At 56.8% G+C, this 23,198-nt stretch carries 21 protein-coding genes and 1 pseudogene; 12 read left to right on the top strand and 10 right to left on the bottom strand.

Annotation, left to right across the window (positions count from 1 at the left end; all coding sequences use genetic code 11):
* Positions 1–28: 28 nt before the first annotated feature.
* Positions 29–973, bottom strand: a complete 945-nt coding sequence (locus PSH73_RS11975) for an alpha/beta fold hydrolase (protein ID WP_120732988.1) — start codon at positions 971–973, stop codon at positions 29–31.
* A gap of 161 nt (positions 974–1,134) precedes the next feature.
* Between PSH73_RS11975 and PSH73_RS11980 the strand changes: the two genes are divergently transcribed.
* The 3 genes from PSH73_RS11980 to PSH73_RS11990 all read left to right on the top strand — a co-directional run bounded on the left by PSH73_RS11980 (position 1,135) and on the right by PSH73_RS11990 (position 2,920).
* Positions 1,135–1,866, top strand: coding sequence for a YafY family protein (locus PSH73_RS11980; RefSeq protein WP_120732990.1), 732 nt, complete (start codon positions 1,135–1,137; stop codon positions 1,864–1,866).
* A gap of 192 nt (positions 1,867–2,058) precedes the next feature.
* Positions 2,059–2,265 carry a hypothetical protein gene (locus PSH73_RS11985; protein ID WP_225923859.1) on the top strand — a complete coding sequence of 69 codons (207 nt, stop codon included), beginning with the start codon at positions 2,059–2,061 and terminating at the stop codon, positions 2,263–2,265.
* Positions 2,266–2,482: 217 nt separating this feature from the next.
* Complete coding sequence (locus tag PSH73_RS11990; RefSeq protein WP_120732995.1) at positions 2,483–2,920, top strand: tetratricopeptide repeat protein; 438 nt, start codon at positions 2,483–2,485, stop codon at positions 2,918–2,920.
* 136 nt (positions 2,921–3,056) lie between these two features.
* On the opposite strand, the gene PSH73_RS11995 is transcribed toward PSH73_RS11990, so the two are convergent.
* Complete coding sequence (locus PSH73_RS11995; RefSeq protein WP_120732997.1) at positions 3,057–3,494, bottom strand: GNAT family N-acetyltransferase; 438 nt, start codon at positions 3,492–3,494, stop codon at positions 3,057–3,059.
* A gap of 163 nt (positions 3,495–3,657) precedes the next feature.
* Between PSH73_RS11995 and PSH73_RS12000 the strand changes: the two genes are divergently transcribed.
* Complete coding sequence (locus PSH73_RS12000) at positions 3,658–4,227, top strand: DJ-1/PfpI family protein (RefSeq protein WP_120732999.1); 570 nt, start codon at positions 3,658–3,660, stop codon at positions 4,225–4,227.
* Positions 4,228–4,371: 144 nt separating this feature from the next.
* Here the strand turns inward: PSH73_RS12000 and PSH73_RS12005 are convergent, their stop codons facing one another.
* Positions 4,372–5,304 (bottom strand): LysR family transcriptional regulator, encoded by a 933-nt coding sequence (locus PSH73_RS12005; RefSeq protein WP_057959721.1) that lies wholly within the window; start codon positions 5,302–5,304, stop codon positions 4,372–4,374.
* A 109-nt stretch (positions 5,305–5,413) separates the two neighbouring features.
* Here PSH73_RS12005 and PSH73_RS12010 point away from each other — a divergent pair, with 109 nt between their 5' ends.
* Genes PSH73_RS12010 through PSH73_RS12020 form a run of 3 tightly spaced genes read left to right on the top strand, consistent with a single transcriptional unit; the run spans position 5,414 to position 7,758 of the window.
* Positions 5,414–6,499: a TauD/TfdA family dioxygenase gene (locus PSH73_RS12010; protein ID WP_057959720.1), complete on the top strand. Its 1,086-nt coding sequence runs from the start codon at positions 5,414–5,416 to the stop codon at positions 6,497–6,499.
* A 4-nt stretch (positions 6,500–6,503) separates the two neighbouring features.
* Complete coding sequence (locus tag PSH73_RS12015; RefSeq protein ID WP_032859412.1) at positions 6,504–7,262, top strand: TSUP family transporter; 759 nt, start codon at positions 6,504–6,506, stop codon at positions 7,260–7,262.
* 16 nt (positions 7,263–7,278) lie between these two features.
* Complete coding sequence (locus PSH73_RS12020) at positions 7,279–7,758, top strand: YbaK/prolyl-tRNA synthetase associated domain-containing protein (protein WP_016964635.1); 480 nt, start codon at positions 7,279–7,281, stop codon at positions 7,756–7,758.
* Between the two features lie 48 nt (positions 7,759–7,806).
* Here PSH73_RS12020 and PSH73_RS12025 read toward each other — a convergent pair.
* A pseudogene (locus PSH73_RS12025) lies at positions 7,807–7,940 on the bottom strand (integrase); the annotation flags it as partial.
* A 94-nt stretch (positions 7,941–8,034) separates the two neighbouring features.
* Between PSH73_RS12025 and PSH73_RS12030 the strand changes: the two are divergent.
* Positions 8,035–9,249 (top strand): aldose 1-epimerase family protein, encoded by a 1,215-nt coding sequence (locus PSH73_RS12030; RefSeq protein ID WP_128593674.1) that lies wholly within the window; start codon positions 8,035–8,037, stop codon positions 9,247–9,249.
* Positions 9,250–9,554: 305 nt separating this feature from the next.
* The gene (locus PSH73_RS12035) at positions 9,555–10,799 is read left to right on the top strand and encodes a M20/M25/M40 family metallo-hydrolase (protein WP_198817389.1); all 1,245 of its coding nucleotides are present in this window, start codon (positions 9,555–9,557) and stop codon (positions 10,797–10,799) included.
* Between the two features lie 87 nt (positions 10,800–10,886).
* Here PSH73_RS12035 and PSH73_RS12040 read toward each other — a convergent pair whose 3' ends face one another.
* The 4 genes from PSH73_RS12040 to PSH73_RS12055 form a co-directional block, all read right to left on the bottom strand.
* Positions 10,887–12,140 carry an OprD family porin gene (locus PSH73_RS12040; RefSeq protein ID WP_305462581.1) on the bottom strand — a complete coding sequence of 418 codons (1,254 nt, stop codon included), beginning with the start codon at positions 12,138–12,140 and terminating at the stop codon, positions 10,887–10,889.
* A gap of 86 nt (positions 12,141–12,226) precedes the next feature.
* Entirely contained in the window at positions 12,227–13,531 is a 1,305-nt protein-coding gene (locus PSH73_RS12045) for a CitMHS family transporter (RefSeq protein ID WP_057959717.1), read from the bottom strand.
* Between the two features lie 125 nt (positions 13,532–13,656).
* Positions 13,657–14,964 (bottom strand): dicarboxylate/amino acid:cation symporter, encoded by a 1,308-nt coding sequence (locus tag PSH73_RS12050; protein WP_198817443.1) that lies wholly within the window; start codon positions 14,962–14,964, stop codon positions 13,657–13,659.
* Between the two features lie 43 nt (positions 14,965–15,007).
* On the bottom strand, positions 15,008–16,090 hold the full coding sequence (locus PSH73_RS12055; RefSeq protein WP_305462583.1) for a 4-oxalomesaconate tautomerase: 1,083 nt from the start codon (positions 16,088–16,090) through the stop codon (positions 15,008–15,010).
* Positions 16,091–16,255: 165 nt separating this feature from the next.
* Here PSH73_RS12055 and PSH73_RS12060 point away from each other — a divergent pair, with 165 nt between their 5' ends.
* Positions 16,256–17,146 carry a LysR family transcriptional regulator gene (locus PSH73_RS12060; RefSeq protein ID WP_057438424.1) on the top strand — a complete coding sequence of 297 codons (891 nt, stop codon included), beginning with the start codon at positions 16,256–16,258 and terminating at the stop codon, positions 17,144–17,146.
* Positions 17,147–17,195: 49 nt separating this feature from the next.
* Here PSH73_RS12060 and argC read toward each other — a convergent pair whose 3' ends face one another.
* Positions 17,196–18,152, bottom strand: a complete 957-nt coding sequence (argC, locus tag PSH73_RS12065) for an N-acetyl-gamma-glutamyl-phosphate reductase (protein ID WP_198817387.1) — start codon at positions 18,150–18,152, stop codon at positions 17,196–17,198.
* Positions 18,153–18,265: 113 nt separating this feature from the next.
* Between argC and PSH73_RS12070 the strand changes: the two genes are divergently transcribed.
* Positions 18,266–19,150, top strand: coding sequence for a LysR family transcriptional regulator (locus PSH73_RS12070; RefSeq protein WP_305420391.1), 885 nt, complete (start codon positions 18,266–18,268; stop codon positions 19,148–19,150).
* Positions 19,151–19,474: 324 nt separating this feature from the next.
* On the top strand, positions 19,475–21,130 hold the full coding sequence (locus tag PSH73_RS12075; RefSeq protein ID WP_120733016.1) for a methyl-accepting chemotaxis protein: 1,656 nt from the start codon (positions 19,475–19,477) through the stop codon (positions 21,128–21,130).
* Between the two features lie 141 nt (positions 21,131–21,271).
* Here PSH73_RS12075 and PSH73_RS12080 read toward each other — a convergent pair whose 3' ends face one another.
* Positions 21,272–23,038: a penicillin-binding protein 2 gene (locus tag PSH73_RS12080; RefSeq protein WP_305462585.1), complete on the bottom strand. Its 1,767-nt coding sequence runs from the start codon at positions 23,036–23,038 to the stop codon at positions 21,272–21,274.
* Positions 23,039–23,198 lie beyond the last annotated feature (160 nt).

Genomic DNA, 23,198 nt, shown 5'->3' on the forward strand with positions numbered 1-23,198 from the left:
CGCAAATGAGTCGTTGCTCTTTTGAGGGTCAGCTTGCAGACGTCTTCTTTAACCAGTCCAGAATTGTCTCGGTTGTCTCTTTTGGCTTTTCTTCCTGAATCCAGTGGCCTGTGTCCAGGCTGACAACCTCGACGTTTGGCACAAAGTCACTTAGATTTGGGGACTTTGGTATCGTATCGCGGTCCCCGTAGATCATTAGAGCGGGGTGATGAACAATCGGGTCAACGCCCGCCAAGAGATGCCAGTTGCGGTCCAGATTTCGATACCAGTTGATGCTGCTCGTGAAGCCAGAGATCTCAAACGCGGCGTCGAGGACAGACAAATCGGTATCTGTCATGAGCGGCTCTCCGGTATCAGCCTCAGCCTCAGCCAAGTTGATCATTGCCATTCCTAGTTCTGGTGCTTGTGTTTGTTCGTTCTTGCGATACAGATTTCGAAGGAACTGTTGCCTGTTTTGATCCAGGATCGCATCCGCCACTCCGGGGTACCGATTGAAATGCACCATGTAGTTATCAGGCCCCATGAAGCTTTCAATCAACTCCACCCACGGGATGTCACCCCGTTCCTGATACGGAAGTGCGAGCGCGATGAGCTTGCTCACTCGGTTTGGATGCAGTAGCGCCGTTCCCCAGACAACATTGGCGCCCCAATCATGGCCGACAAAGACGGCATCGTCGTATCCGAAGTGATCAAGCAGCGCGACAAGGTCGCCAGTCAAATGCGCGAGGTCATATGCGGTCACATCAGTCGGCCGTGCAGAATTGCCATACCCACGCTGGTTCGGCACGATGACGTGATAGCCAGCGGTCGCAAGCGCTGGCAATTGATACCGCCAGCAAAAGGCATGCGCCGGCCAGCCGTGACAAAGTACGATCGGGTTTCCAAAGTTTTCTTTTCCGGCTTCAAACACTTCCAATTCAACACCGTTTACCGAGATCAAGGTGGGCTGGGGAAAGCCGTTGGAGGTAAGCATTTATCTTCCTTTTGGGTTTGGATGGGCGACCAGGTAGCGGCGCAGCACTTAATGCCGGTAGGTCCGAGGGCTCGAGTCAGACATCAAGCTGGCGTCGACACTCGTAAACTATGAGGTAAAGGTGTCAAAATCTGACACCTTTGATTATTGATCCAAAGAAGATGAATGTTCGCCTTCGACAAGAAGCCATCATACGCAGCCTCCGTCGCAACGGATCATCAACCATTGCCGAGCTCGCAGGGCAGGTAGGGGCATCCCGCAGCACGCTGCTACGTGACATTAACGCGTTGCGAGAGCAGGGTTTTGTCATTCGCTCTGAACCTGGTCGCGGCGGCGGGCTGCAGCTTGACCCTCGTTCAGTTCAGACCGCGCCACGTTTATCAGTGATCGAGGTTTTTGCGCTTTTGATTAGCGTGGCATCTATGCGCGCGGCGGGAAATCTACCATTTTCAAGCGTTGCAGATACCGGGCTTGCAAAGATTGAAAAGGCACTGCCGTCAGACAAGATTCGGGATCTGCGGCATTTTCTGGACTGCCTGTATATTGGAGAACTTGCCCCGCAGGTGGAGAGATCCAATATCGGAACAATGGACCCTGCCTTGCTTCCGGAGTTCGAGGCAGCGTTTCTTCAGCGCCTGCATCTGCGGTTCAATTACCGCGATGCGAAAGGTGAAAGCAGCACACGTGTGGTTGAGCCGCAAGCGATGTTGATTCTGCCGCCCCTCTGGTATCTGGTGGCCTGGGATCCTGCACGTGAAGATTTCCGGCATTTCCGCATGGACAGGATCAGAAAACCGCACTGTATCGAAGGAACGAAGTTTCGAAAGCGGAACGTCGTTTTCGATGATGGCGTCCGGCCTCTGGATAATTCTGAATCGCCCCTGTCTTTTTAGACACACTGACCGCTTTAGGCCGATACCTGACAGTGACGAACGGCGACTAATGGCCGTTTTCTGCCTTTCGTGACCGGCTGAAAAGGACCAAGACGGCCGTTGGCCAGGAGCATAGGCTGGAGATGTCTCCGGTGCAGGGGGCAGTCCAAAGCAGCCAACGGGTTGTCTAGTACATCTGGGGCGATTCAGAACGTGCCGAAGAAGATCGAACGGCTGAGGGCGCTTGGGTTGTTGGCGCCAAGTCTCTTGCGTAAAGTCGTCGACATGCGAAATATTCTCGAGCACGAGTACCCAACGCCTGAGCTTAAAAATGTTGAAGATGCGTTGGATATCGCTAGCCTATTCGTGATGTCCGCTTCAGCTTTGTTCATTCCATTCGATGATGTATTGGAGTTTTAACTTCCTGACGTCGTTGTGCTCGCATAATTAATATTATGGCTGTGAACGGCTGCAATCCACCAAAAAGAGCCCGTCCAAGGTGGTGGCATCAAACTAAGCTCAAGCAAGTCTGGTGATGGGCAATACAAAGTCTCGTGGAAGATATCGAGACGCCTACAAAAACCAGCGAAACCAAGGTAAGTTTAGCTCACTTTTTCTCGAATCTACGGAGCGGATAATGAAGAATGGAAATGAAGAGTTAAGTCCGGATCTGCACGCGCAAATAAAGAAATTCAGCAGTGACGGAGACCTACTGGCTGAGTCAGGCCGCTTTGAAGAAGCGGTAGCCCAATATAATAACGCTTGGGAATTGATCCCTTCCCCCAAAAATGATTGGGAGGCTGCAACCTGGATCTTGGCGGCTATCGCTGACGCTTGCTTCCTATCAGGGTTTACCACCTCAGCACGCGAGGCTTTGCAGTACGCAATGACGTGCCCTGGTGGTCTTGGGAACCCCTTTTTGCATCTGCGCCTTGGACAGGTTCTACTGGATGATGCGCAAAATGACCTCGCAGTAGAAGAACTTATGCGTGCATACATGGGAGCTGGCCCAGAGATTTTCGCTGCAGAGGACGCCCGTTACCTGAACTTTCTCAAGACACGTGCTGATCTTTGACAATAACGTAATCATCAGGTCCTGCATTTACATTCAGGCTTCTCTGAGCCGCGCCTTCTTCTGTAGACGCCTTCAGGCTTCAAAGAGGGCTCCTAACCCTGCGTAACAGTCCGCTTTTGGCCGATAGCCGAAAAACTTAGAGGTTTGTGATCCGCACGATGTGGGTCGCGTCAGCGTCTTCTGTTCGAATGAAGCCGCAGCGCAGGTAAAAAGTGCTCCCATCGGGGGTATCGGTGTAGAGACGCACACTTTCAAAATGCAATGCGGCGTGGGCAAGCAACGCGCTAACCAATCTCCGGCCAACCTGTTGCCCACGTGATAACGGCGCCACATACACACGTCGCAGCCTTCCCGTACGGTCATGCGTGAACGGATCAACAGACAGACCTCCAATGCCTACAAGCTGCTGGTTCAGATACGCTGCCATGAGGCATTCGCCAGGCCCATCGAAGCGATTGGTGCCTGACTGCCATTCTGAAGTCAGTCGGGTGAGAAACCTGAAGCCTTCTGCAACCGCGGTTTTCTCAAGGTCGAGGATTTGTGGCGGCAGATGCGTGATCCGTTGAATTTCCATTGAGGTCAATTCTCTCTGATCGGGCGCGAAACCCTTCTGAGTTCTCTGGGGATCTTGATGTGTGGGCCGTGGGTACGCCAGTGGCAGCTATCGACCCCTAGCTGCCCTTGATGTATGTGTGTCGTCGCCATATGTTATTGGTATTCATGGAGGATTCTGACTGATGGCACGTGTGGGATTGATACTGACACCCGGTTTTGCGGACTGGGAATACGCTTTCATTGCTGGAACTGCGTCTCCGTTTTACGGGATCGACGTCAGGTTTTTCGCTTCTGCTACGGGGCAGTTTCGCTCGCAGGGTGGATTGGCGGTAACGGTCGAGAGCAGTTTGCAACAATGTCTGGACTGGAAACCGGACGTTGTAGTCGTGATTGGAGGAATGGTCTGGGAACGTGCAGAAGCACCTGATATCCGAGAGTTTCTTCATGCTAGTCGTGCAAGTGGAGCGACAATTGCCGGTATCTGTGGGGGAACGCTGGCACTTGCCAGGGCCAGCCTTCTCGACACCGTTCCTCATACCTCGAACAGCGCCGATTTCCTGCAACAGAATGCCATGGGTTATGAGGGGGGCACGCTTTATCGAAGCAGCCCAGTAGCTGTGGTTGCAGACCGCATCATAACTGCTCCAGGCCCTGCACCCGTTAGCTTCACCTGCGCAGTGTTCGAAGCTGCCGGGCTATCTTCCGAGACCACTTCTCAATTCAGATCAATGTTGGCAGCGGAACATCGGTGACTGCGTCGCGCCAAGGAGTTTCTAATACAAAATCCTCGGTGTAGCATCTTGTCGATGCTCGTCTGCGGTAGCCGAGGGTGGGGTTCAGCGTGTCAGGTCTGATCAACTGCAGAGTGAGCGGACACGGCTGAACGCCCCGTAACCTCATATTAGTGCTGAGCCGCGTTTACATTCGAGGCTTTCACCTAAGCCGCGGATCATTTCCATCAAGGCCTTCACCCGCATTGGCAAATTTCCGGCCGGGTACACCGCGTGCATCTGTGGGCTCTCACCGTTGCTGGAGGTGAGCTTGTACTCAGGACAAACCCGAAACAGGCGTCCCGCATCCACTTCGGGCTCCGCCATCCAATCTGCCAAGCGGGCGATCCCGACGCCCGCCAGGGCTGCCTGGAATACCGCCAGGCCGGAGCTGAAACGAAATTTTGGATGCACCCGAAAGCTGATGGCCTGCTCTTCACTGCGAAAATTCCACTCCTTGAGAATCCGTGGCGCCGTATGCAGGATCAGCGAATGCGACTCCAGTGCCTCGATGGAGTCGGGCATGCCGTTGCGCTCCAGGTAGTCGGGGCTGGCATACAGATAACGTGAGTAACTCCAGAGCGCAAAGCCGATCAAGTCGCTGGATTGTGGGAAGGCACCGCGAATCGAGAAGTCCAGCTTGCTCTTGGCCGGGTCGATGATCTCATCGGTGAAAATCACATCGATGTTAACGTCCGGATAACGCTCGCAGTACTGTGCGATCAACCGGGGCAATACCCCGTGTCCGAGAACCTCGGGGGCGGAAAAACGGATCCAGCCAGAGGCCAGGCCGCTGAGACCGGCCAGGTCTTCATCCACCTCACGTTGCAGATCGAGCATTTTGTGCGCGTGGGGCAATAAGCATTCACCCGCTTCGGTCAAGGTCACGGCATTGGACGAGCGATGGAACAACTTGAGCCCCACACTTTCCTCCAGGGCTTGAACGGCACGGGTCAGTGCGCTGGGGGAGCGCCCCAGAGTCCGTGCCGCGGCGACGAAGCTGCGCTTGCGAGCCACGGTCGCGAAGGCTTCAAGTTCCCCCAACATATTCAACGCCACTCTCCACCTCATTGCATTTTTCACAACGCGGCATTGCAACACAAAAAAGGTCCTTCCGTTAACCTTCCCGTTCAACCCACAAGGATGGGGCAAACAGGAGCGCAAGGACGTGTCGAAGCTGGAAGAAGTAATCGGGAAAGCCGCAGCGGGTGTTGATGAAGTAATTCATGAATGGCAGGAACAAAATTCAGTGACGTCGACCCGACGGGAGATACCGCAAATTCATCTGTCGCTCGAAGAACAACGCACACTTCAGGCCGGTCTGGCATCGCTGGACGTGACCGATAGCGCCTCGGGTATCCGCCACATGCCGGTCCTGGGGCTGTTGCTGGAAAGTGTCCTGTGCACCGAGAAAATCCAGCAGCTGCGCAATTTTCCACAGGCGCCTGAAGTGGCGATGATCATCAGGGGGCTGCCGCTGGACCCGCAACTGCCCGCCACGCCCTATGACCTGGAGCCGGGTATCGAGAACGTGCCGACGCTGGCCGGGGCTATTTTGTCCGTGCTGCAAACTCTGCAAACCCATCCGCTGGCGTACGACGGTGAGAGCAACGACACAGTGTTCCGTCACGTATCGCCCAAGCATAAGCGAGAGACCGAAAAGAGTTCCTATGGCTCGCGCGCGGATCTGGACATGCATGTCGACAACCCTCACTTGCCTTTGACCTGCGAACCCGTCTCGCAGTTGTCGGCCTGTCCGGAGTACCTGTCCCTGACCGGCCTGCGCTGCGAGCTCGACGTGCCGACGCGCATCGTCGCAATTGACGAGGTGCTGGCCATTCTCCCGGCCTGCGTCGAAGAAGAATTGTCACGACCGAACTTCACCGTTCGCCGACCGGCCTCCTTCGGCAAACAGGGGAATGTGCTGGAAAACGTCCCCTTGCTGTACAGAAGCGCAAACGATGGCCTGTATTGCCGCTACAACAAAGCGAGTGTCGAAACGACCTGCGCCAATGCGCAGTTTGCCCTCCAGCTGTTCGCCGCCGCTGCCAATCATCCCGATGTCGTGCACCACATACTGCTGCAACCAGGGGACATGCTGATCTTCAAAAACCAGCAAACCCTGCATGCCCGGGATGGTTTTACACCCCGTTACGACGGCCGTGATCGCTGGATGTTACGTGTCTTCGGGGTCAATGATCCGGCACGCGTGGTGCCGCTGGACCCTCATCAACCCTACATAGTCAGAGCCTGATTTCATGGTCGATATTGTCATCCTTTGCGTGTTCGCCTTCGCCGCCGGCCTGATCGATGCGGCGGTGGGCGGCGGCGGACTGATCCAGATTCCCGCGCTGTTCAACGTGCTACCCAGCGCTCAACCGGCGGCGCTGCTGGGTACCAACAAGGTTGCGGCCGCCTGCGGCACGGCATTCGCGGCTCGGTCCTTCGTGCGTAAGGTGGTGATTGACTGGGGTCTTGTGATCCCCGCGGCCTGCGCGGCTTTTGTCATGGCCTTCTTCGGAGCCGCCACGGTGTCGTTCGTGCCCCAGTCGATGATCCGGCCGGCGGTGCTGGTGTTGATTGTACTGATGGCGATCTACACCTTCTGGAAAAAAGATTTCGGCGCCCTGCACAAACCCATGCGTATCGGTACCAAGGAAAAACTGCTGGCGATCGTCATCGGCGGTGCCATCGGTTTCTACGATGGTCTGTTCGGTCCCGGCACTGGCAGCTTCCTGATCTTCCTGTTTATCCGCTGCTTCGCCTTCGACTTTCTTCATGCCTCAGCATCGGCCAAGCTAGTGAACATCGCGACCAACGTAGCGGCACTGATGTTCTTCATTCCGACGGGTAACGTGCTCTACCTGATCGCAATCCCCATGGCGGCATTCAACATTCTGGGCGCGCTCACTGGCACCTGGCTGGCGGTTCATAAAGGCGTGCCCTTTGTCCGGGCTCTATTCCTGGTGTTGCTGGTGATTCTGATCAGCAAACTGTCCTACGACCTGCTCCTGTAAACCAGAGGAAAACTCCATGCATCCCATGTTCGATCGCCTCGTGGCACTACTCGATGCCCGCTCAGCCTCCTACCGGGTGTTGATGCACGATGCCGAGGGCCAGTCGGCGCGCGTCGCCGAAATCCGTGGCACCGAGCCCGGCCAGGGCGCGAAGGCCATGCTTTGCTCCCTCAAGGGGCAGGCCGGACCCTATGCACTGGTGATACTGCCGGGCGACCAGAAGCTGGACATGAAGAAAGTCGGAGCGGCCCTGGGCGGCAAAAAAGCCGAGCTGGTGAAGGCCGAAACCGCCATGGAACTGACCGGGTGCCGGATCGGCGCCATCCCTCCTTTTGTCTTCGATGAGCGAATTCAATTGATCGTCGATCCGGCCTTGACCACAGGCTACGCTGAAATAGCCTTCAACGCGGGGCGGCTGGATGCGTCGATGGTGCTCGATACGCAGGATTATCTGGCGATTGCCATGCCTCGATTGCTGGATATCAGCCAGGCCTGAGCAGACGTTTTCACAACGCCGCAAAAAAGAAAAAGGGGACGGATCTATATCAAGGCCTAGGGCCTTCACCCAGCCTTTGCCGATACGAGTGTATTGAAGAGTGGATAGAGGGGCTGCGGTATGCAGGCCACGAGAGCTGACCGTGTTTGCTCAGTGATCTCAAACTGCACTGGCCGCTGCGTTGCCAGCCTCGTCGGAGTTGGTTCGATTTTTTAGCTTGCTGAAACGTTTCATCAAGTTTATAAAAATGGCACAACTCCAAGAAAGGCTGCCGCCATGACCCCGCTCAAACTCTTTGTTGCCCTCAGCGCACTGTCCGCTGCCTCCCACGCCATGGCTTGGGATTACGTTCTGCTCGACACCGACAAAGCTGCCCAGAACTGGCAGATCACCAGTCAGCAACTCGGACTAAAAACCGACAAACCCTTCAGCGTTACCCTGCGCACCCTGCACGGCGGTCGGCAGGAGGGCGTCAGCATCGTCGAAATCGATAACGGCACGCTGAAACTCTCGGTAGTGCCGACTCGCGGAATGAACGTCTTGCAGGCCTCGGTGGGCAATGTGCGCATGGGCTGGGATTCGCCGGTCAAGGAAGTGGTCAATCCGTCCTTCATCGAGCTCAATGGCCGCGGTGGTCTGGGCTGGTTGGAAGGTTTCAATGAGCTGGTCACCCGCTGCGGATTCGAATGGGTCGGCCACCCAGGCATCGACAACGGCGAACTGCTGACCCTGCACGGTCGGGCCGCCAACATTCCTGCGAACAAAGTCACCCTGCATATCGATGAAAAACCACCGTACGCCATCACCCTACGTGGCGAACTGAAAGAGCAGGCGTTCAAGAAGGTCGATTTCTCGGTCGCGACCGAACTGGTCACCGAACCCGGCAGCGTCGTGTTCACCCTCAACGACACCCTGACTAACAACGGCGACTATCCGAAGGAATACCAGGCGCTGTATCACAGCAACTTCAGCACCCCGTTCCTGGAGCAGGGCGCCCGTTTTGCCGCGCCGGTGAAACAGGTGTCGCCGTTCAACGACAAGGCCAAGGGCGATCTGCCCGACTGGCAAACCTACCGCGCACCGACCAGGGACTACGACGAAACGGTTTACAACGTGGTGCCGTATGCCGATGCCAAGGGCGACACGTTGACCGTGTTGCACAACAAGGCCGGCAGCCTGGGCGTTTCGGTCGGCTTCAACACCCAGACACTGCCCGTGTTTTCCCTGTGGAAAAACACCGATACCCAAGGCCAGGGCTATGTCACGGGGCTGGAGCCGGGGACAAGTTTTTCCTACAACCGCCGTTATCAGCGGCCACTGAACCTGGTACCGACAATTGGGCCCAAGGAACACAAGCAGTTCCGCATCAGCTACAGCTTGTTGGCGGATAAGGTGGCGGTGGATAAGGCCTTGAAGCGGGTGAGCGAGATTCAGGATGGGCGGGAGACTGAGGTGCGGCAGACGCCGTTGGTTGATCTGAGCAAGGGGTGAGACCGGCTGGAGCATTGTCGGCTCTTGGCCGATTCTGTTGAAAAAGTCGACTTCGTGTTGGCACCGAAGTCGAATTGACCCAGTTGCCGAAATATTGCTGACCCGGTCTGCCGCCTCGAAAACCATTGCCCTTAATGGATTAGTACCGATAGGGAGGTGGGTCAATTCTGTGTTGGCATTCATAGACAAACTATATTGCTGGTAACCAGCATTGCCTGCGTGAACGCCCGCAGCGATAGGTGGCGTTGACGAAATTTATGGGGTAAAGATGGGGCTTCAATTAGCAATGATCTGAAGGAGACAGCATGCTTATCCGACGTTCATCCATCGCCGCCGCGCTCGCGTGTTCATTCTTATCCTGTACCGCGTTCGCTACGGATTTGGCCCCCCAGTTGCTGAAAAAAGCCGAGGCCGAACAAAAAGCCTATCTTGCCACCGTCAAAGAGCTGGTGGACATTGATACCGGAACCGGCCATGGGCTCGGCCTGAAAACTGTCAGCGCGATGTTAGTTGAGCGGCTCAAGGGGTTGGGTGCTGAAGTCACCACGACACCTGCGATCCCCTCCGCGGGCGACAACATCGTGGGCACGCTCAAAGGCACTGGCAGCAAGAACTTTCTGCTGATGGTCCACTACGACACGGTGTTCGGGCCAGGTACAGCGGCGAAACGCCCGTTCAAGCTCGACGGCGAGCGCGCCTACGGTCCCGGTGTTGCTGACGCCAAAGGTGGCGTCGCGATGATTCTGCATTCATTGCAGATACTGCAGGATCAGAAGTTCAAGGATTTCGGCACCCTAACAGTGCTGTTCAATCCCGATGAAGAAACCGGCTCTGCGGGTTCGAAAAAAATCATCGCCGAGCTCGCTCGCAAGCAGGACTATGTGTTCTCGTACGAGCCACCGGACAGGGACGCGGTAACCGTCGCTACCAACGGCATAAACGGCGTGTTTCTCGACGTGAAGGGCAAGTCTTCGCATGCTGGTTCTGCCCCTGAAGCCGGGCACAACGCGGCCATGGAACTCGCGCACCAGATGTTGCAACTCAAGGACCTTGGCGATCCGGCCAAAGGCACCACGGTCAACTGGACGTTGATAAAAGGCGGAGAGAAACGCAACATCATTCCTTCCAGCGCCTCGGCCGAGGCAGATATGCGTTATGCCGATCTGAGTGAAACTGACCGCGTACTCGCCGACGCCCAACGCATCGCTGCGAATAAACTCATCGATGGCACTGAAGTGACATTGCGCCTGGAAAAGGGTCGCCCACCGCTGGCCAAGAATCCGGGCTCCGAACAACTGGCGAAAGCCGCACAAGCGCTTTACAAAAAAATAGGCCGCAACATTGAGCCTATCGCCATGCGCTTTGGCACCGATGCGGGCTACGCATACATGCCAGGGAGCGCGAAACCGGCTGTGCTGGAGACGATGGGTGTCGTCGGTGCCGGATTGCACGCCGATGACGAATACATCGAGCTGTCGAGCATTGCTCCGAGGCTTTACCTTACGGTGGCACTGATCACCCAGCTGTCCGGCGCTGACGTAGCACCGTAACTACGACGGTTTCCGCAGCCACAGGCGATAAAATGCTTGTGGCCGGTCGGGAAGCTCCGTTTTTGGCAAAGACGAATGCCCAACGACCTACCAGAGTGCGATGTCGTAGGTGAGGTAGAGGCGGTTGCTGTCACGGCCCCGGGAGAACTCGGAGCGGTAGACGTAGTTGCGCATGCGCATGCCCAGGCCCTTGAACGTGCCGGTTTGCACAACATAGGCCAGCTCGGCGTCACGCTCCCATTCCTTGACCGTGCTCGTGGACTTGCCGTCATTGCCGCTCAGGTAGCGCGTGGAGAAGGTCAGGCCCGGCACGCCAGCGGCGGCGAAGTTGTAGCCGTAGTTGAGCATCCAGGTGTTCTCATCTTCCTCGATGAACTTGCCGATACCGGCGTTGCTGAACGAGTACACGGTGGCGCCGCTGATGTAAGGCAAACCGGCATCGCCGCGCAGGGTCTGGTAGCCGCCGCCGAACGTATGGCCTGCGATCGCGTAGGACAATTGGCCGCTGAGCATGTCATTGTCGATTTTTCCGGCGTAGGCCGAGCCGCCATCAACGCTGTTGAAGTAACGCAGGTCGCCGGTCAGCACGCCTCCGGCCAACGGCAGGTCGTGCTGGATGCCGGCGAAATTCTGTCGGTAAAAGTTTTCCAGTTCACCGTAGAAATAGCTCAGCCGGGTGTTCTTGCCCCATTTGTATTCAGCACCGGCGTAGTTGAAATCCCCTGATTTTTCGCCGCTGTAGCCATCCGGCACGATCGGTACGCTGTCGGTGGAGTCGCGTAATTTGAAACGGTCCAGGTGCCCACCGGTGACGGTCAGGTTCTCGATGTCGTTGCTGCTGACCTGGGTGCCCTGGTAGGTCTGGGGCAGCAAGCGTGCGTCGTTGTAAATCAGCACCGGCGTCTTGGGCAGCAAGGTGCCGTACTTGACGATGGTTTTGGCGAACCTGGCTTTTGCGGTGGCACCGGCACTGGCAAATTCACCGGCTGCGCGGCCGTCATCGTGAACCGGCAGAAGCCCCGTGCCGCTGCGCCCGCGGCCTGAGTCGAGTTTCACGCCATAGAGCCCCAGGGCATCCATGCCCAGGCCGAGGGTGCCGGCGGTGAACCCGGACTGGTAGTCCAGCAGGAATCCCTGGGCCCACTCGGTGCGCTCGCTTTTGGCCGTTCTCGCGGCGCGTGCGCTCATGCCGTGCTCATCGCGAAAGTTCTCGTTGAAATACACATTGCGCAGTTGCAGCTTGAGTTTGCTGTCGTCAATAAAGCCTTCGGCATTGGCACCGGCGAGGGGGACCAGGCCGAACGCGCAAAAAAGGGCCCGACGGGAATACATAAGGTTCATGGCAAACGTCTCATTGTTGTTATTCGGGGTGCAGGGCAGCACGCGCCCCGTGAGCGAGGCGCGTTGAACGGCAGCAGGAAGATGAATCAGGTAAACAGGCTGATGGCCCCAGTCAGCAAGGCCAGGGCGGTAACGACCAGGGAGGTCAGCACTGCCCATTTGACGGTGGCTTTCTGGAAGTCGCCGATGTCACGGTCGACCATGCCCACCAGCAACAGGGTTGAGGCGACCAGTGGGCTCATCAGGTGCACCGGTTGCCCGAGGATCGAGGCCCGCGCGATTTCCACCGGGTCGATGCCGTATGCCGCGGCGGCATTGGCCAGGATCGGTACCACGCCAAAATAGTAGGCGTCATTGGACAGCACGAAGGTCAGCGGCATGCTGGTGATCGCAACCACCAGTGGGAACAGGTGGCCCCAGGACGGCGGGATCCAGTCGACCAGGGTCTGCGCCAGGGCGTCGACCATCTTGGTGCCGGAAAAAATCCCGGCAAAGATCCCTGCGGCAAATACCAGCAGCACCACCGTCATGGCATTGCCCGAGTGCGCCAGGATGCGTTCTTTCTGAATGTCCAATTGCGGATAGTTGATCATCAGCGCGAGCACAAAGCCGATCAGGAACAGGATCGCCGAATGCATCAGGCCCAGCACCAGGGCGACCATCACCGCAATCACCAGCACCAGGTTGACGTAGGCCAGCTTCGGACGCTTGTGAGGGGTGTCCTCAAGAATCGCGTTGATGTAGCAATCGCCGCCACCGCTTTGCAGTTGCACGTTGCCGATACGCTTGCGCTCGGCTCGCCCCAGCAGGAAGGCGGTGAAGACTACCCACATGGCGCCGCCGATCATGGTCGGCAGCAACGGCACGAAGTATTCCCCTGCATCCAGGCCCAGCGCGGCGATGGCCCGTGTCGCGGGGCCGCCCCAAGGGGTCATGCCGCTCATGATGCTCAACGACAGCATGGCGATGGTCGCCAGGATCATCGGGTTCATGCCGATGCGTTTATACAGCGGCAACATCGCCGCACAGGTAATCATGTAGGTGGTGGTGCCGTCGCCGTCGAGCGCGACCAGCAAGGACAGCAGGGCCGTGCCCACTGCGATTTTCATCGGGTCGCCATTGACGCGCTTGAGGATCTTGCGGATCAGCGGGTCGAACAACCCCGCGTCGATCATCAGGCCAAAGAACAGGATGGCAAACAGCAGCAACGCGGCAGACGGTGCAACCATTTTCAGGCCGTCGAGCATCATTTTGCCGGTGGTGCCGCCGAAACCGCCAATCACGGCGAAGACGATAGGCACCACGGTGAGCGCGACGATTGGCGACAAGCGCTTGGTCATGATGAGGAAGGTGAATACGACCACCATGGCCAAGCCAAGGAAAGCGAGCATAGGACGATTCTCTTGTTGTTATCGTAAGAATGGCTGACGCCGAGGCGCACGAGCCCTGACCCGCCGGGCGGCACAATGGCGCCTGGCGGGGAGGGGGCTGTCAAGTCAGGTGTTTGCGGTTTGCGCTAGACGCGTTTGGCGACCTTCAGGTCTTCCCAGGCTGTTGCCTCATCGGGTTTTGCGTCGAGCATCCGCGTCAGCGTTTCGCGGTGGCAGGCATTTTCAGACATCGAAATCACCACGGTCGCGACCGCGTTACTGGCCAGGCTGGTCAGGGCCCGCGCTTCAGACATGAAGCGGTCAACGCCGATCAGCAACGCCAGCCCGGCCAACGGGATGTCGTGAATGACCGTCAGGGTCGAGGCCAGTGCCACGAACCCGCTGCCGGTCACGCCGGCCGCGCCTTTGGAGGACAGCAGCATGATCGCCAGCATGGTGATGATTTGCGTAAAGCTCAGGTCAATGTTGCAGGCCTGGGCAATGAAAATCGCCGCCAATGACAGGTAGATGGCCGTGCCGTCCAAGTTGAACGAGTAGCCTGTGGGCAGTACCAGGCCCACGACGCCTTTTTTGCAACCCAGTGCTTCGAGTTTCTCCAACATGCGCGGCATGACGGGTTCTGTGGAAGAGGTGCCGAGTACCACCAGAAACTCCTCGCGCAAGTAGCGCAGCAGTTTCCACAGGCTGAAACCGTTGGCCCGGCAAATACTGCCCAATACGACGAACACGAAGAAGCCGCAGGCGATGTACAAGGTCATGATCAGTTTCGCCAGCGAACCCAGCGAAGTGATGCCGTACTGGCCGACGGTGAACGCCAAGGCGCCAAAGGCGCCGATCGGAGCAAAACGCATCAGGTAAGCGAAGATCTTGAACACCATCTGCGAAGCCGATTCGAGCACGTCGAGTACTGGCTTGCCGCGCTCGCCCAGGGATGACAGGGCGAAGCCGGACAACACCGCGATAAACAGCACCGGCAGTACTTCCCCTTTACTGAAGGCACCGATAAAAGTGTCCGGGATGATGTGCATGAAAAACTCCACAACCCCAAGCTTCGCAGCCGACTCCGTGTACTGGGCCAAGCCCTTGGTGCTCAGTTGGCTGGGATCGATGTTCATGCCGGCACCCGGCTGGAACACGTACACCGCCACCAGGCCGATCACCAGGCTGATCACCGTGAGGCCGAAAAACAGCAGCATGGTTTTGCTGAGCAGGCGGCCGAGCGAGCGTTTGTCGCTCATCCCGGCGATGCCGGTGACGATGGTGCAGAACACCACGGGAGCAATCATCATTTTGATGAGCTTGATGAACGCATCACCCAGTGGTTTGAGCGCGATGGCCTGCTGAGCCCAGAAATGCCCAACCATGATGCCCAGCACCACGGCGCAGAGAACCTGGAAGTAGAGCGATTTAACAACTTTCATGGCATCACCCATTTTTAGAATTGTGCGGATGCAAAAGCTCCAACGACCACCGGAATTACCCGGCCAGGCGTTGAGCGTTTGTGGCGTAGACATAACCAGAGAAAAGCCTGCGCGCAGTGCGTACTACGGACGCTTGAATTGTCTCATCGTTGACACCGGTGTAGGACAATACGACATCAATCCCGCCGCTCGGATGTTCGATACGCACCGCTTCAAGGCGCGGCGTACTGATCCCGCCGAGCATCTGCGCGACGATGCTGCCCTCTATCACGCACGCGGTGGCCAACCCAATCGAGCCGGTAATGGCCAGAGCGCGGTGGCAGTTATGTGGCATGAAATAGCGAACCTGGATCGTACCGCCGGCTTTGGCGGGCGAGACCAGCACCGGCTTTGGAATCACTTTGTCGCTGACATCACCCAGGCCCATGGCCAGGCCTGCCTTAAGCCGCAATGACTCAAGGCGCCGCAGGAAGTCTTTATCGGCGTCCAGTGCTGCCGGGCTTTCATCGCCACGCTTGCCCAGTTGACTGGCCTCGATCAGCACCATGGGCATGGCCATATCAATGCAAGTCACTGCAATGCCGTCGATCAAGTCTTGTTTATTGCCGGTAGGGAAAAGTTTGCCGGTCTTGCTGCCAGCCGCATCGAGGAACGTCAGTTGCACCGGCGCTGCCGTACCCGGCACACCATCGATGGCGGTGTCGCCCTCGTAACTGACCTTGGCATCCGGTGTGTACACGTCAGCGTTGATAAAGGTCCCTGTGTTTACGTTGCGAATGCGCACACGGGTGCGGCCCGGTGTGCCTTTGACCAGGCCCTGTTCGATGGCGAACGGGCCGACGGCGCACAGCATGTTGCCGCAGTTGGGCGCGCTGTCGACCCGGCGTTGCGAAACCATCACTTGAACGAACAGGTAGTCAACGTCTGCGTCCGGGTGCAGCGAAGGGCTGACAATCGCCACCTTGCTGGTTTGCGGGCTGCCCCCGCCGATTCCGTCGATCTCCAGCTCGTGGCCGGAGCCCATCAGGTTGAGCAGCAGTTCGTCACGGGCCTCAATGGCTGCCGGTAAGTCCCAGTCAAGAAAAACCGGGCCTTTAGAGGTGCCACCGCGCATAAGCACACAGGGAATTCTTTGCATGATGCTGACTCTTGTTAATCAATCGACGCAATTGATGTTCTTGGGGCAAGAGTCTCAAGCTTTAAAAAATCTATCAAATGCAAAGATTGAAGAGATTATTGCGTTTTGCGAACGATAAATTTACGCTGGGTGTTCTTCTGGTGCCTGCTGCTGATGAGATAAGACATGGACTATGAGCTGAACGACATTCGATCTTTCGTTAAAATTGCCGAACTTGGCAGTTTTCACGAAGCAGCTGATGCCTTGCATCTGTCTCAACCTGCACTCAGTCGGCGGATAAAAAAACTGGAGGAGGGGTTGGGCACCTCTTTACTGGATCGCACCACACGCAAGGTCAGCCTCACGAGCGTCGGCCGTGACTTTCTTCCAAAGGCGCGTCGGTTGCTGGATGACTTCGATGAGTCGATTCTCAATATCCGTGAACTGGCCGAGCGCCAGATTGGCCGGGTAACCCTGGCGTGTATCCCAACTGCCGCATTCTATTTCTTGCCTTCAGTCATTCGGCTGTACAACGAGCGCTACCCAAAAATCCGGATCCGTCTGCTGGATTTGAGTGCCAATGAGGGGCTTGAAGCGGTACTGCGGGGGGAGGCCGACTTCGGTATCAACATGATGAGTGGGCAGCATCCGGACATTGAGTTCGTGCCATTGGTCAGCGAACCTTTTGTACTGGCGTGCCGGCGCGATCATGAATTGGCTGGGCGCAGTGCGGTCACTTGGTCTGAACTGAGCGATTACCGTCTTATTGGGGTAGGGCGCCTGAGCGGGAACCGCATGCTGCTCGATCATGCCCTTTCTGGGTTGAGTTGGCGGCCGCAATGGTTCTACGAAGTGCAGCATCTCTCCACTTCTCTGGGCCTGGTGGAGGCCGGTCTGGGGGTTTCGGCGATGCCGAGCCTGTCCATGCCGGCGGAAGATCATCCCACCTTGGTCAGCGTCCCGTTGATCGAACCGGTTGTGAACCGCTCTTTGGGCTTGGTCTACCGCCGCGGATCATCACTTTCGCCAGCGGCGGAAAAATTCGTCTCGATATTGCTTGAGCAATGGCCGCAATAGGCAGTGAACGGCTGAGTTTGGCCGATTGCTGCCTGCCGTGGACGACCGTTTAACCCCGAGCCCGACTGGATTGCAAACGGCTTCCTGCAACCATCAAGTCCAGATTCTGCACCGCCGCTCCAGCGGCTCCCTTCCCAAGATTGTCAAACACCGCAGCCAACAAAACCTGCCCCGTCTCATCATTTTCACACACCACCAAGCGCAATCTGTCCGTCCCGTTAAGCGCCTGAGGATCAAGGTGCGTCAACTCTTTAGACTCTTGCATCGACATCACCTGTACATGCTCCGCACCGATGTAGTGCTGCATAAGGCACGCATGCAACCGCAGCGCATCCACGCCCGGCGCCAACAACCGAAGTTGCAACGGTATGGTCAGCACGATCCCCTGACGAAAAGCCCCATAGGCCGGCACAAACATCGGCCGTTCCGTCAGACCGCTTTGCTGCTGAATTTCCGGAATATGTTTGTGTGCCAGCCCCAGGCCATAAACCTGAAACGACGGCGCCTGTGACGCGCCTTCTCCCTCATGCTCTTGCACGCCGACGCGGCCTTTTCCGGAATAGCCCGACACCGCATGAATGTTCGTCGGGAAGTCCCTGGGCAGCAACCCGGCCTCCAGCAATGGGCGCAGCAACCCTATCGCTCCCGTGGGATAGCAACCGGGGTTGCTGACCCGCCGCGCCAGGGCGATGTGCTGGGCCTGCTGTGAGTTCATCTCCGCAAAACCATAGGTCCAGTCTGGATGAGTGCGGTGCGCCGAACTCGCATCGATCACCCGAACGGCGGGGTTTTCGATGCTCGCTACGGCGTCGCGTGCGGCTTGGTCGGGCAAGCAGAGAATCGCGATGTCGCAGGCGTTGATGATTTCGGCGCGACGTTGCGGGTCCTTGCGGTGTTCGGGGCTGAGCGTGATGAGCCGCAGATCGGTCCGGTCGCGTAGACGTTGATGGATTTGCAACCCGGTGGTGCCTTGGTCGCCGTCGATGAATACAAGGGGGCTTGCCATGGAATGCTCTCGGACATAGGAAATCAGGAGTTCCAATCTTCAGTGCGGGGTTAAGATAGGAAAAGTTGAATTTCCAAACGATGAAATTCAGTTTTTCTGAAGGGTGAGTAACCATGCGCGAAATCAGCCTAGACCGTCTGCGCACGTTGGTGGCCATTGCCGACCTGGGTTCGTTTGCCGAGGCGGCCCGTGCGCTACACCTGGCGCCCCCCACGGTGAGTTTGCATATCGCCGACCTGGAGTCGCGGGTTGGCGGCAAGCTGTTGTCGCGCACGCGTGGGCGCGTGCAGCCTACGGCGATTGGAGGAACCCTGGTGGGCCGCGCGCGGCGCCTGTTGGCGGATGCCGAGCAGGCGCTTGAGGATGTGGAGCGTCAGGTGCAGGGCTTGGCCGGGTGTGTGCGGCTGGGTGCCTCCACAGGGGCTATCGCGCAGTTGTTGCCGCAAGCGTTGGAGACCTTGAGCCAACGCCATCCCGCTATCGATGTGCAGGTCGCGGTGCTCACGTCGCAGGAAACCTTGAAGAAGCTTGCCGAGGGCTCTTTGGAGATCGGTCTGGTCGCGCTGCCACAGACCCCGGTGAAGGCATTGCGGATCGAACCATGGCGGCGGGACCCGGTCATGGCTTTCTTGCCGGCACGCTGGGAATGCCCGGATGTTGTGAGCCCTGGTTGGCTGGCCGCTCAGCCATTGATTCTGAATGACAACACTACTCGGCTTTCGCGCTTGACCTCGGAGTGGTTCGCCAGTGATGGATGCCAGCCCATGCCGCGTATTCAACTGAACTACAACGATGCGATCAAAAGCCTGGTGGCGGCCGGTTACGGCGCGACGTTGTTGCCCCATGAAGCCTCCACACCATTGCCCGATACCCGGATCGTCATGCGGCCATTACAGCCTTTATTGTGGCGTCAACTGGGTATTGCCCACCGTGGTGGGGACGTCGAGCGGCCGACGCAGCATGTGCTGGATGTGTTGTGGGGGTTGAGCGCGGGCTAGGGCGATGTTGTCAGAGAAAGGAGCGCTTTCGAGCTATCGCTGACGTTGGCGACAGTCAGCCCGGCCTCTATTTCTCGCGCCTGTCAGAAACCGGAGGTGACTAACCGTTCATCGGGATTGAGTGATGTCATGACGACATCATCCAAATATATCTGTACAAGAGTTGTACAGGAATAAATTCTTGTACAAGTATCGCTGGCCAGGAAACAACGCCGCTACTCGTTGCCGATGAACAAAAGAATACCTGCGCAGGATGCGGACCAGGGGCGAATACATACCCTTGCAGGTGTCCCTTAATTGCTCCTCTCATTACGCAGGTACATCATGCCATCGCACACTCTCCGGTTCTCTACACGCACCAGTCTCTATGCCGGCTATGCCAGCCTGGTCGCGTTTATGTTGCTGATCGCCGCCATCTCGCTGTACGCCCTGGCTAACAGCAATAAGGATTTTTTTCTCTACGTTAATGGGGTTGATGCACGTACCCGCCTGGCCAACACACTGAACGACGCCGCCGCCCAGCGCGCGATTGCCCTGCGTAACATCGCCTTGAACAGCAATGTCACTGCGAGAGGACAGCAGCGGGGCGCGATTGCCCTTAACGAACAAACGGTGGCCAGCAGCCTCGCCGCGCTACGCCAGGCAATTGATAGCCATGATGATGTGTCGCCCAGATCACGTGAGCTGTTCTCAACCATCGAGCAGGTCGAGAGCCGCTACAAACCGGTAGCGCACACCATTGCCGAACACCTGTTCAAGGGTGAAAACGATGAGGCCATGCGCATGGTCAGCGAGCAGTGCACACCATTGCTGGCCGAGCTGACCCGGGCAATTGGCGAATACCTGCGCTACACCAACCAGAAGGCAGACCTGCAGGTCAGCGAAAATGACGCAAACTATCTGTCACAACGCAACCTGCTGCTCGCCATTACGGCGCTGGCCGTCTTGCTAGCTGCGGTACTGGGCTACGTCATCAGCCGCAACCTGCTGCGCGCGCTGGGTGCCGAACCGAGTGAACTCAACCAGCTCGCCCAACGGGTTGCCCAGGGCGATTTGCGCGCTAGCGAGCGCACGATTGAGCCACCACAAGCCAGCATCATGGCCGCCTTGCTGAGCATGCAAGAGAACCTGCGGGACATGACCAAGGGCATAAACCTGTCCTCACAAACCGTGGCCGAATCCAGCCAGGAGCTTAGCCAATCGAGCCTGAGAAACGCCGAAAGCGTGGCTGTGGCACAGTGCGAAGTCGAGCAGATCGTCACCGCCGTTCACCAAATGGCCGCCACCGTGCAGGATGTCGCGCGCAATGCCGAATCCGCCGCCAGTGCCGCCAGCGAGGCCGATAGCGCGGCCCTGTACAGCCAGCAGAAGGCCAAAGATGCCGTGAACATGATCGGCGAACTGGCCGAGACAATCGAACAGTCCAATATGGCCATGGGTCGGCTGAAGAATGAAACCGGCAATATCGGCGGCGTGCTTGAAGTGATCAAGTCGGTGGCCGACCAGACCAACCTGCTGGCGCTCAACGCTGCCATCGAGGCTGCCCGTGCTGGCGAGGCCGGACGCGGCTTCGCGGTAGTCGCCGACGAGGTGCGCAGCCTGGCACAGCGTACCCAGAAGGCCACCTCAGAGATTGAGGGGCTGATCGCCAGTCTGCAGAAAATTGCCGATGAGACCTCGCAGCATATGCAACGCTGCAAGCACTCCAGTGCGCAGTCGGTGTCCGGCGTTTCCGAGGCCGGTGACGCGGTAAGCACGATCGTCACCATGATCGAGCGGATCAACGGCATGAACCACCAAATCGCCGCTGCCGCCGAGCAGCAGAGTACCGTTGCCGAGCAGATCAGCCGGGGCATCGTGACCGTCAGCGAAAGCGCCGAGCAATCCGCTGCAGCCTTCCGCAGCGCTCAGCAGGAAAGCGAAGGATTGGCACGCACCAGCGTGACATTGCGAGAGAACATCTCGCGCTTTCAGCTCTAGGGGCTGTTGCCGTTTCATCGCGAGCCGCGTTGCTGCGAGAAATGGCTCCCTAGCAATGATCATTGAGTTGCACTCGGAAAGCTGGCCCACATCCAACTCATCATTGGGAACCCAGCTTACTGCCCAGTTCAGACTGAGCGTTCAACCCGTCGCGGGTATATGGGCTCGCAATGGTGGCTGCGAGTGTATAGGCGTCGTAAACATCGCGGGCGATGGGGCCCCCGCACGCCCAGGCGTGGCGCGAGTGGAACGACGCTCATCACTCGGAATATTTCTGATCCGAAGAGCGTCTTCAAGGACCTCCTTAAAAATCGGTGCAGCAATAGCGCCCCCGAAATAGCCTCCGGCAGTGGGTTCATCTACGATTACGGCCATTATGAATTCCGGCGCGTTGGCCGGAGCGATACCTACGAACATGGCTCTATATTTATTGTTTTGATATCCGCCGCTGGATGCCTTGCGTGACGTGCCGCTTTTGCCTGCAATTGTATAACCGTCGATGGCTGCGCGCTTTCCACCTGCTCCAGGGCCATCCACGGCCTGCACCATCATGCTCAGAACACTGTTGGCGACCTCCGGACTTATGACGTTGCGTGACGGCTTTGCCTCGCCTTTGATTATTGATAGTGGAACTAGATTCCCGTCATTCGCAAAGACGGTATAGGCTTGAGCCAGTTGTGCCAAGTTGACAGACAAGCTGTATCCGTATGAGAGGCTCGCTGTAGCAATGTCGGACCACACCCGGTTGACGGGAACCGTCCCGACGCTTTCCCCGGGGAAGTAGATAGCTGTGTTGATTCCGAATCCCAACTCAGTAAGCAATTGCGAGATGACTGCTCCACCTGTCGGAATCGCGACCTTGCTCATGCCAACATTTGAAGAGCGGCGGATAATTCCCGCCAAATCCAATTGGCTGTCTCTGCCTACATCCCTGATGGTATATCCATTTATCTTTACGAATCCTGGTGCTATTTGAATAATGGCGTCTTTGTCAATTATTTTAGCCGTCAGAACGGCTGCCATACTGAATGGTTTTATCACTGAGCCGGGCTCATACACATCAGTGAAAACGCGATTTCGAATAAGCTCCGCGTTGAAGCTTTTGCGTGCATTGGGATTGAAAGAGGGCATTGTAGAGAGTGCTAGTATCTCACCTGTTTTAGCGTGTATAAGGATCGCACTTGCAGACTTGGCTGCATTTTTCATGAGGGCTTTCAGTAGTGCTTTTTCAACGTAATGTTGAAGTGTAGAGTCAATCGTCAAATGCAGATTGTCTCCCGGAGTAAAGGGTTTGTGCACAACGATTTCACGAGTGGCTCGCTTGTGTAGGTTTAACGTGTGCTCTTCTATGCCAGGCAGGCCAGAAAGTTTATGGTTATACATTAATTCGATACCTTCGATACCTTTCTGGTCAATATTGGTGAAGCCTATTGACTGAGCAAGCATCGAGGATTGAGGGTAGTATCTCTTGTATTCCTGGTGTTCATAAACGCCAGGAATAGATAGTTCCATTATCGTGTTCGCCAGCTGGGGATCAATCCTTCTGGCCAAATAGGCAAAGGATTTGTTTTGAGTGTTTAGTGTTAGGTTTTTTGTTAGTGATTCATTGATGTCAAGATGTTCTTTGAGTAAGGCTGCTTGCTGATTTGTTGGGTCAAACTGTTTAGGGTTTACCCACAAGGTGCTCACCGGTGTGGAAACTGCCAGCGGCTGACTGAATCTGTCGAATATAGTCCCGCGAACGGGGATCGTTTCAATCATTCGCGTTGTTCGTTTGCGGCCTTCGCTGGCCAGGAATTCATGGGAGAAAATCATCAGGTAAGTTACTTTGGCCGCAAGAACCATTGATAGTGTATAAAAAACAGCTAAGACAATGGCGAATCTTGGGTTTGTCGCTAGGGGCTTCACACGGCACATCCTGTTGTATACGTTCAAAACAGGACCAGCCTAACTAAATTATTCGTGCTTCGCTCTGTAATATTAAGAAATGTCTTTTCTCGATCTATTCGCCTCTAGAGAATTGGATAGTTGATTCCAGCTTTGGATTTTAGCAATACAGATAATTTCT

It is taken from the genome of Pseudomonas sp. FP2294, assembly GCF_030687625.1.
In the GTDB taxonomy this organism is placed as follows: Bacteria; Pseudomonadota; Gammaproteobacteria; order Pseudomonadales; family Pseudomonadaceae; genus Aquipseudomonas; species Aquipseudomonas shahriarae.

Bases quoted from the DNA above. Each gene is read 5' to 3' on its own strand.
- PSH73_RS11975 (WP_120732988.1), bottom strand. From the start codon at position 973: ATGCTTACCTCCAACGGCTTTCCCCAGCCCACCTTGATCTCGGTAAAC.
- PSH73_RS11980 (WP_120732990.1), top strand. From the start codon at position 1,135: ATGAATGTTCGCCTTCGACAAGAAGCCATCATACGCAGCCTCCGTCGC.
- PSH73_RS11990 (WP_120732995.1), top strand. From the start codon at position 2,483: ATGAAGAATGGAAATGAAGAGTTAAGTCCGGATCTGCACGCGCAAATA.
- PSH73_RS11995 (WP_120732997.1), bottom strand. From the start codon at position 3,494: ATGGAAATTCAACGGATCACGCATCTGCCGCCACAAATCCTCGACCTT.
- PSH73_RS12000 (WP_120732999.1), top strand. From the start codon at position 3,658: ATGGCACGTGTGGGATTGATACTGACACCCGGTTTTGCGGACTGGGAA.
- PSH73_RS12015 (WP_032859412.1), top strand. From the start codon at position 6,504: ATGGTCGATATTGTCATCCTTTGCGTGTTCGCCTTCGCCGCCGGCCTG.
- PSH73_RS12020 (WP_016964635.1), top strand. From the start codon at position 7,279: ATGCATCCCATGTTCGATCGCCTCGTGGCACTACTCGATGCCCGCTCA.
- PSH73_RS12030 (WP_128593674.1), top strand. From the start codon at position 8,035: ATGACCCCGCTCAAACTCTTTGTTGCCCTCAGCGCACTGTCCGCTGCC.
- PSH73_RS12035 (WP_198817389.1), top strand. From the start codon at position 9,555: ATGCTTATCCGACGTTCATCCATCGCCGCCGCGCTCGCGTGTTCATTC.
- PSH73_RS12040 (WP_305462581.1), bottom strand. From the start codon at position 12,140: ATGAACCTTATGTATTCCCGTCGGGCCCTTTTTTGCGCGTTCGGCCTG.
- PSH73_RS12045 (WP_057959717.1), bottom strand. From the start codon at position 13,531: ATGCTCGCTTTCCTTGGCTTGGCCATGGTGGTCGTATTCACCTTCCTC.
- PSH73_RS12050 (WP_198817443.1), bottom strand. From the start codon at position 14,964: ATGGGTGATGCCATGAAAGTTGTTAAATCGCTCTACTTCCAGGTTCTC.
- PSH73_RS12055 (WP_305462583.1), bottom strand. From the start codon at position 16,090: ATGCAAAGAATTCCCTGTGTGCTTATGCGCGGTGGCACCTCTAAAGGC.
- PSH73_RS12060 (WP_057438424.1), top strand. From the start codon at position 16,256: ATGGACTATGAGCTGAACGACATTCGATCTTTCGTTAAAATTGCCGAA.
- argC (WP_198817387.1), bottom strand. From the start codon at position 18,152: ATGGCAAGCCCCCTTGTATTCATCGACGGCGACCAAGGCACCACCGGG.
- PSH73_RS12070 (WP_305420391.1), top strand. From the start codon at position 18,266: ATGCGCGAAATCAGCCTAGACCGTCTGCGCACGTTGGTGGCCATTGCC.
- PSH73_RS12075 (WP_120733016.1), top strand. From the start codon at position 19,475: ATGCCATCGCACACTCTCCGGTTCTCTACACGCACCAGTCTCTATGCC.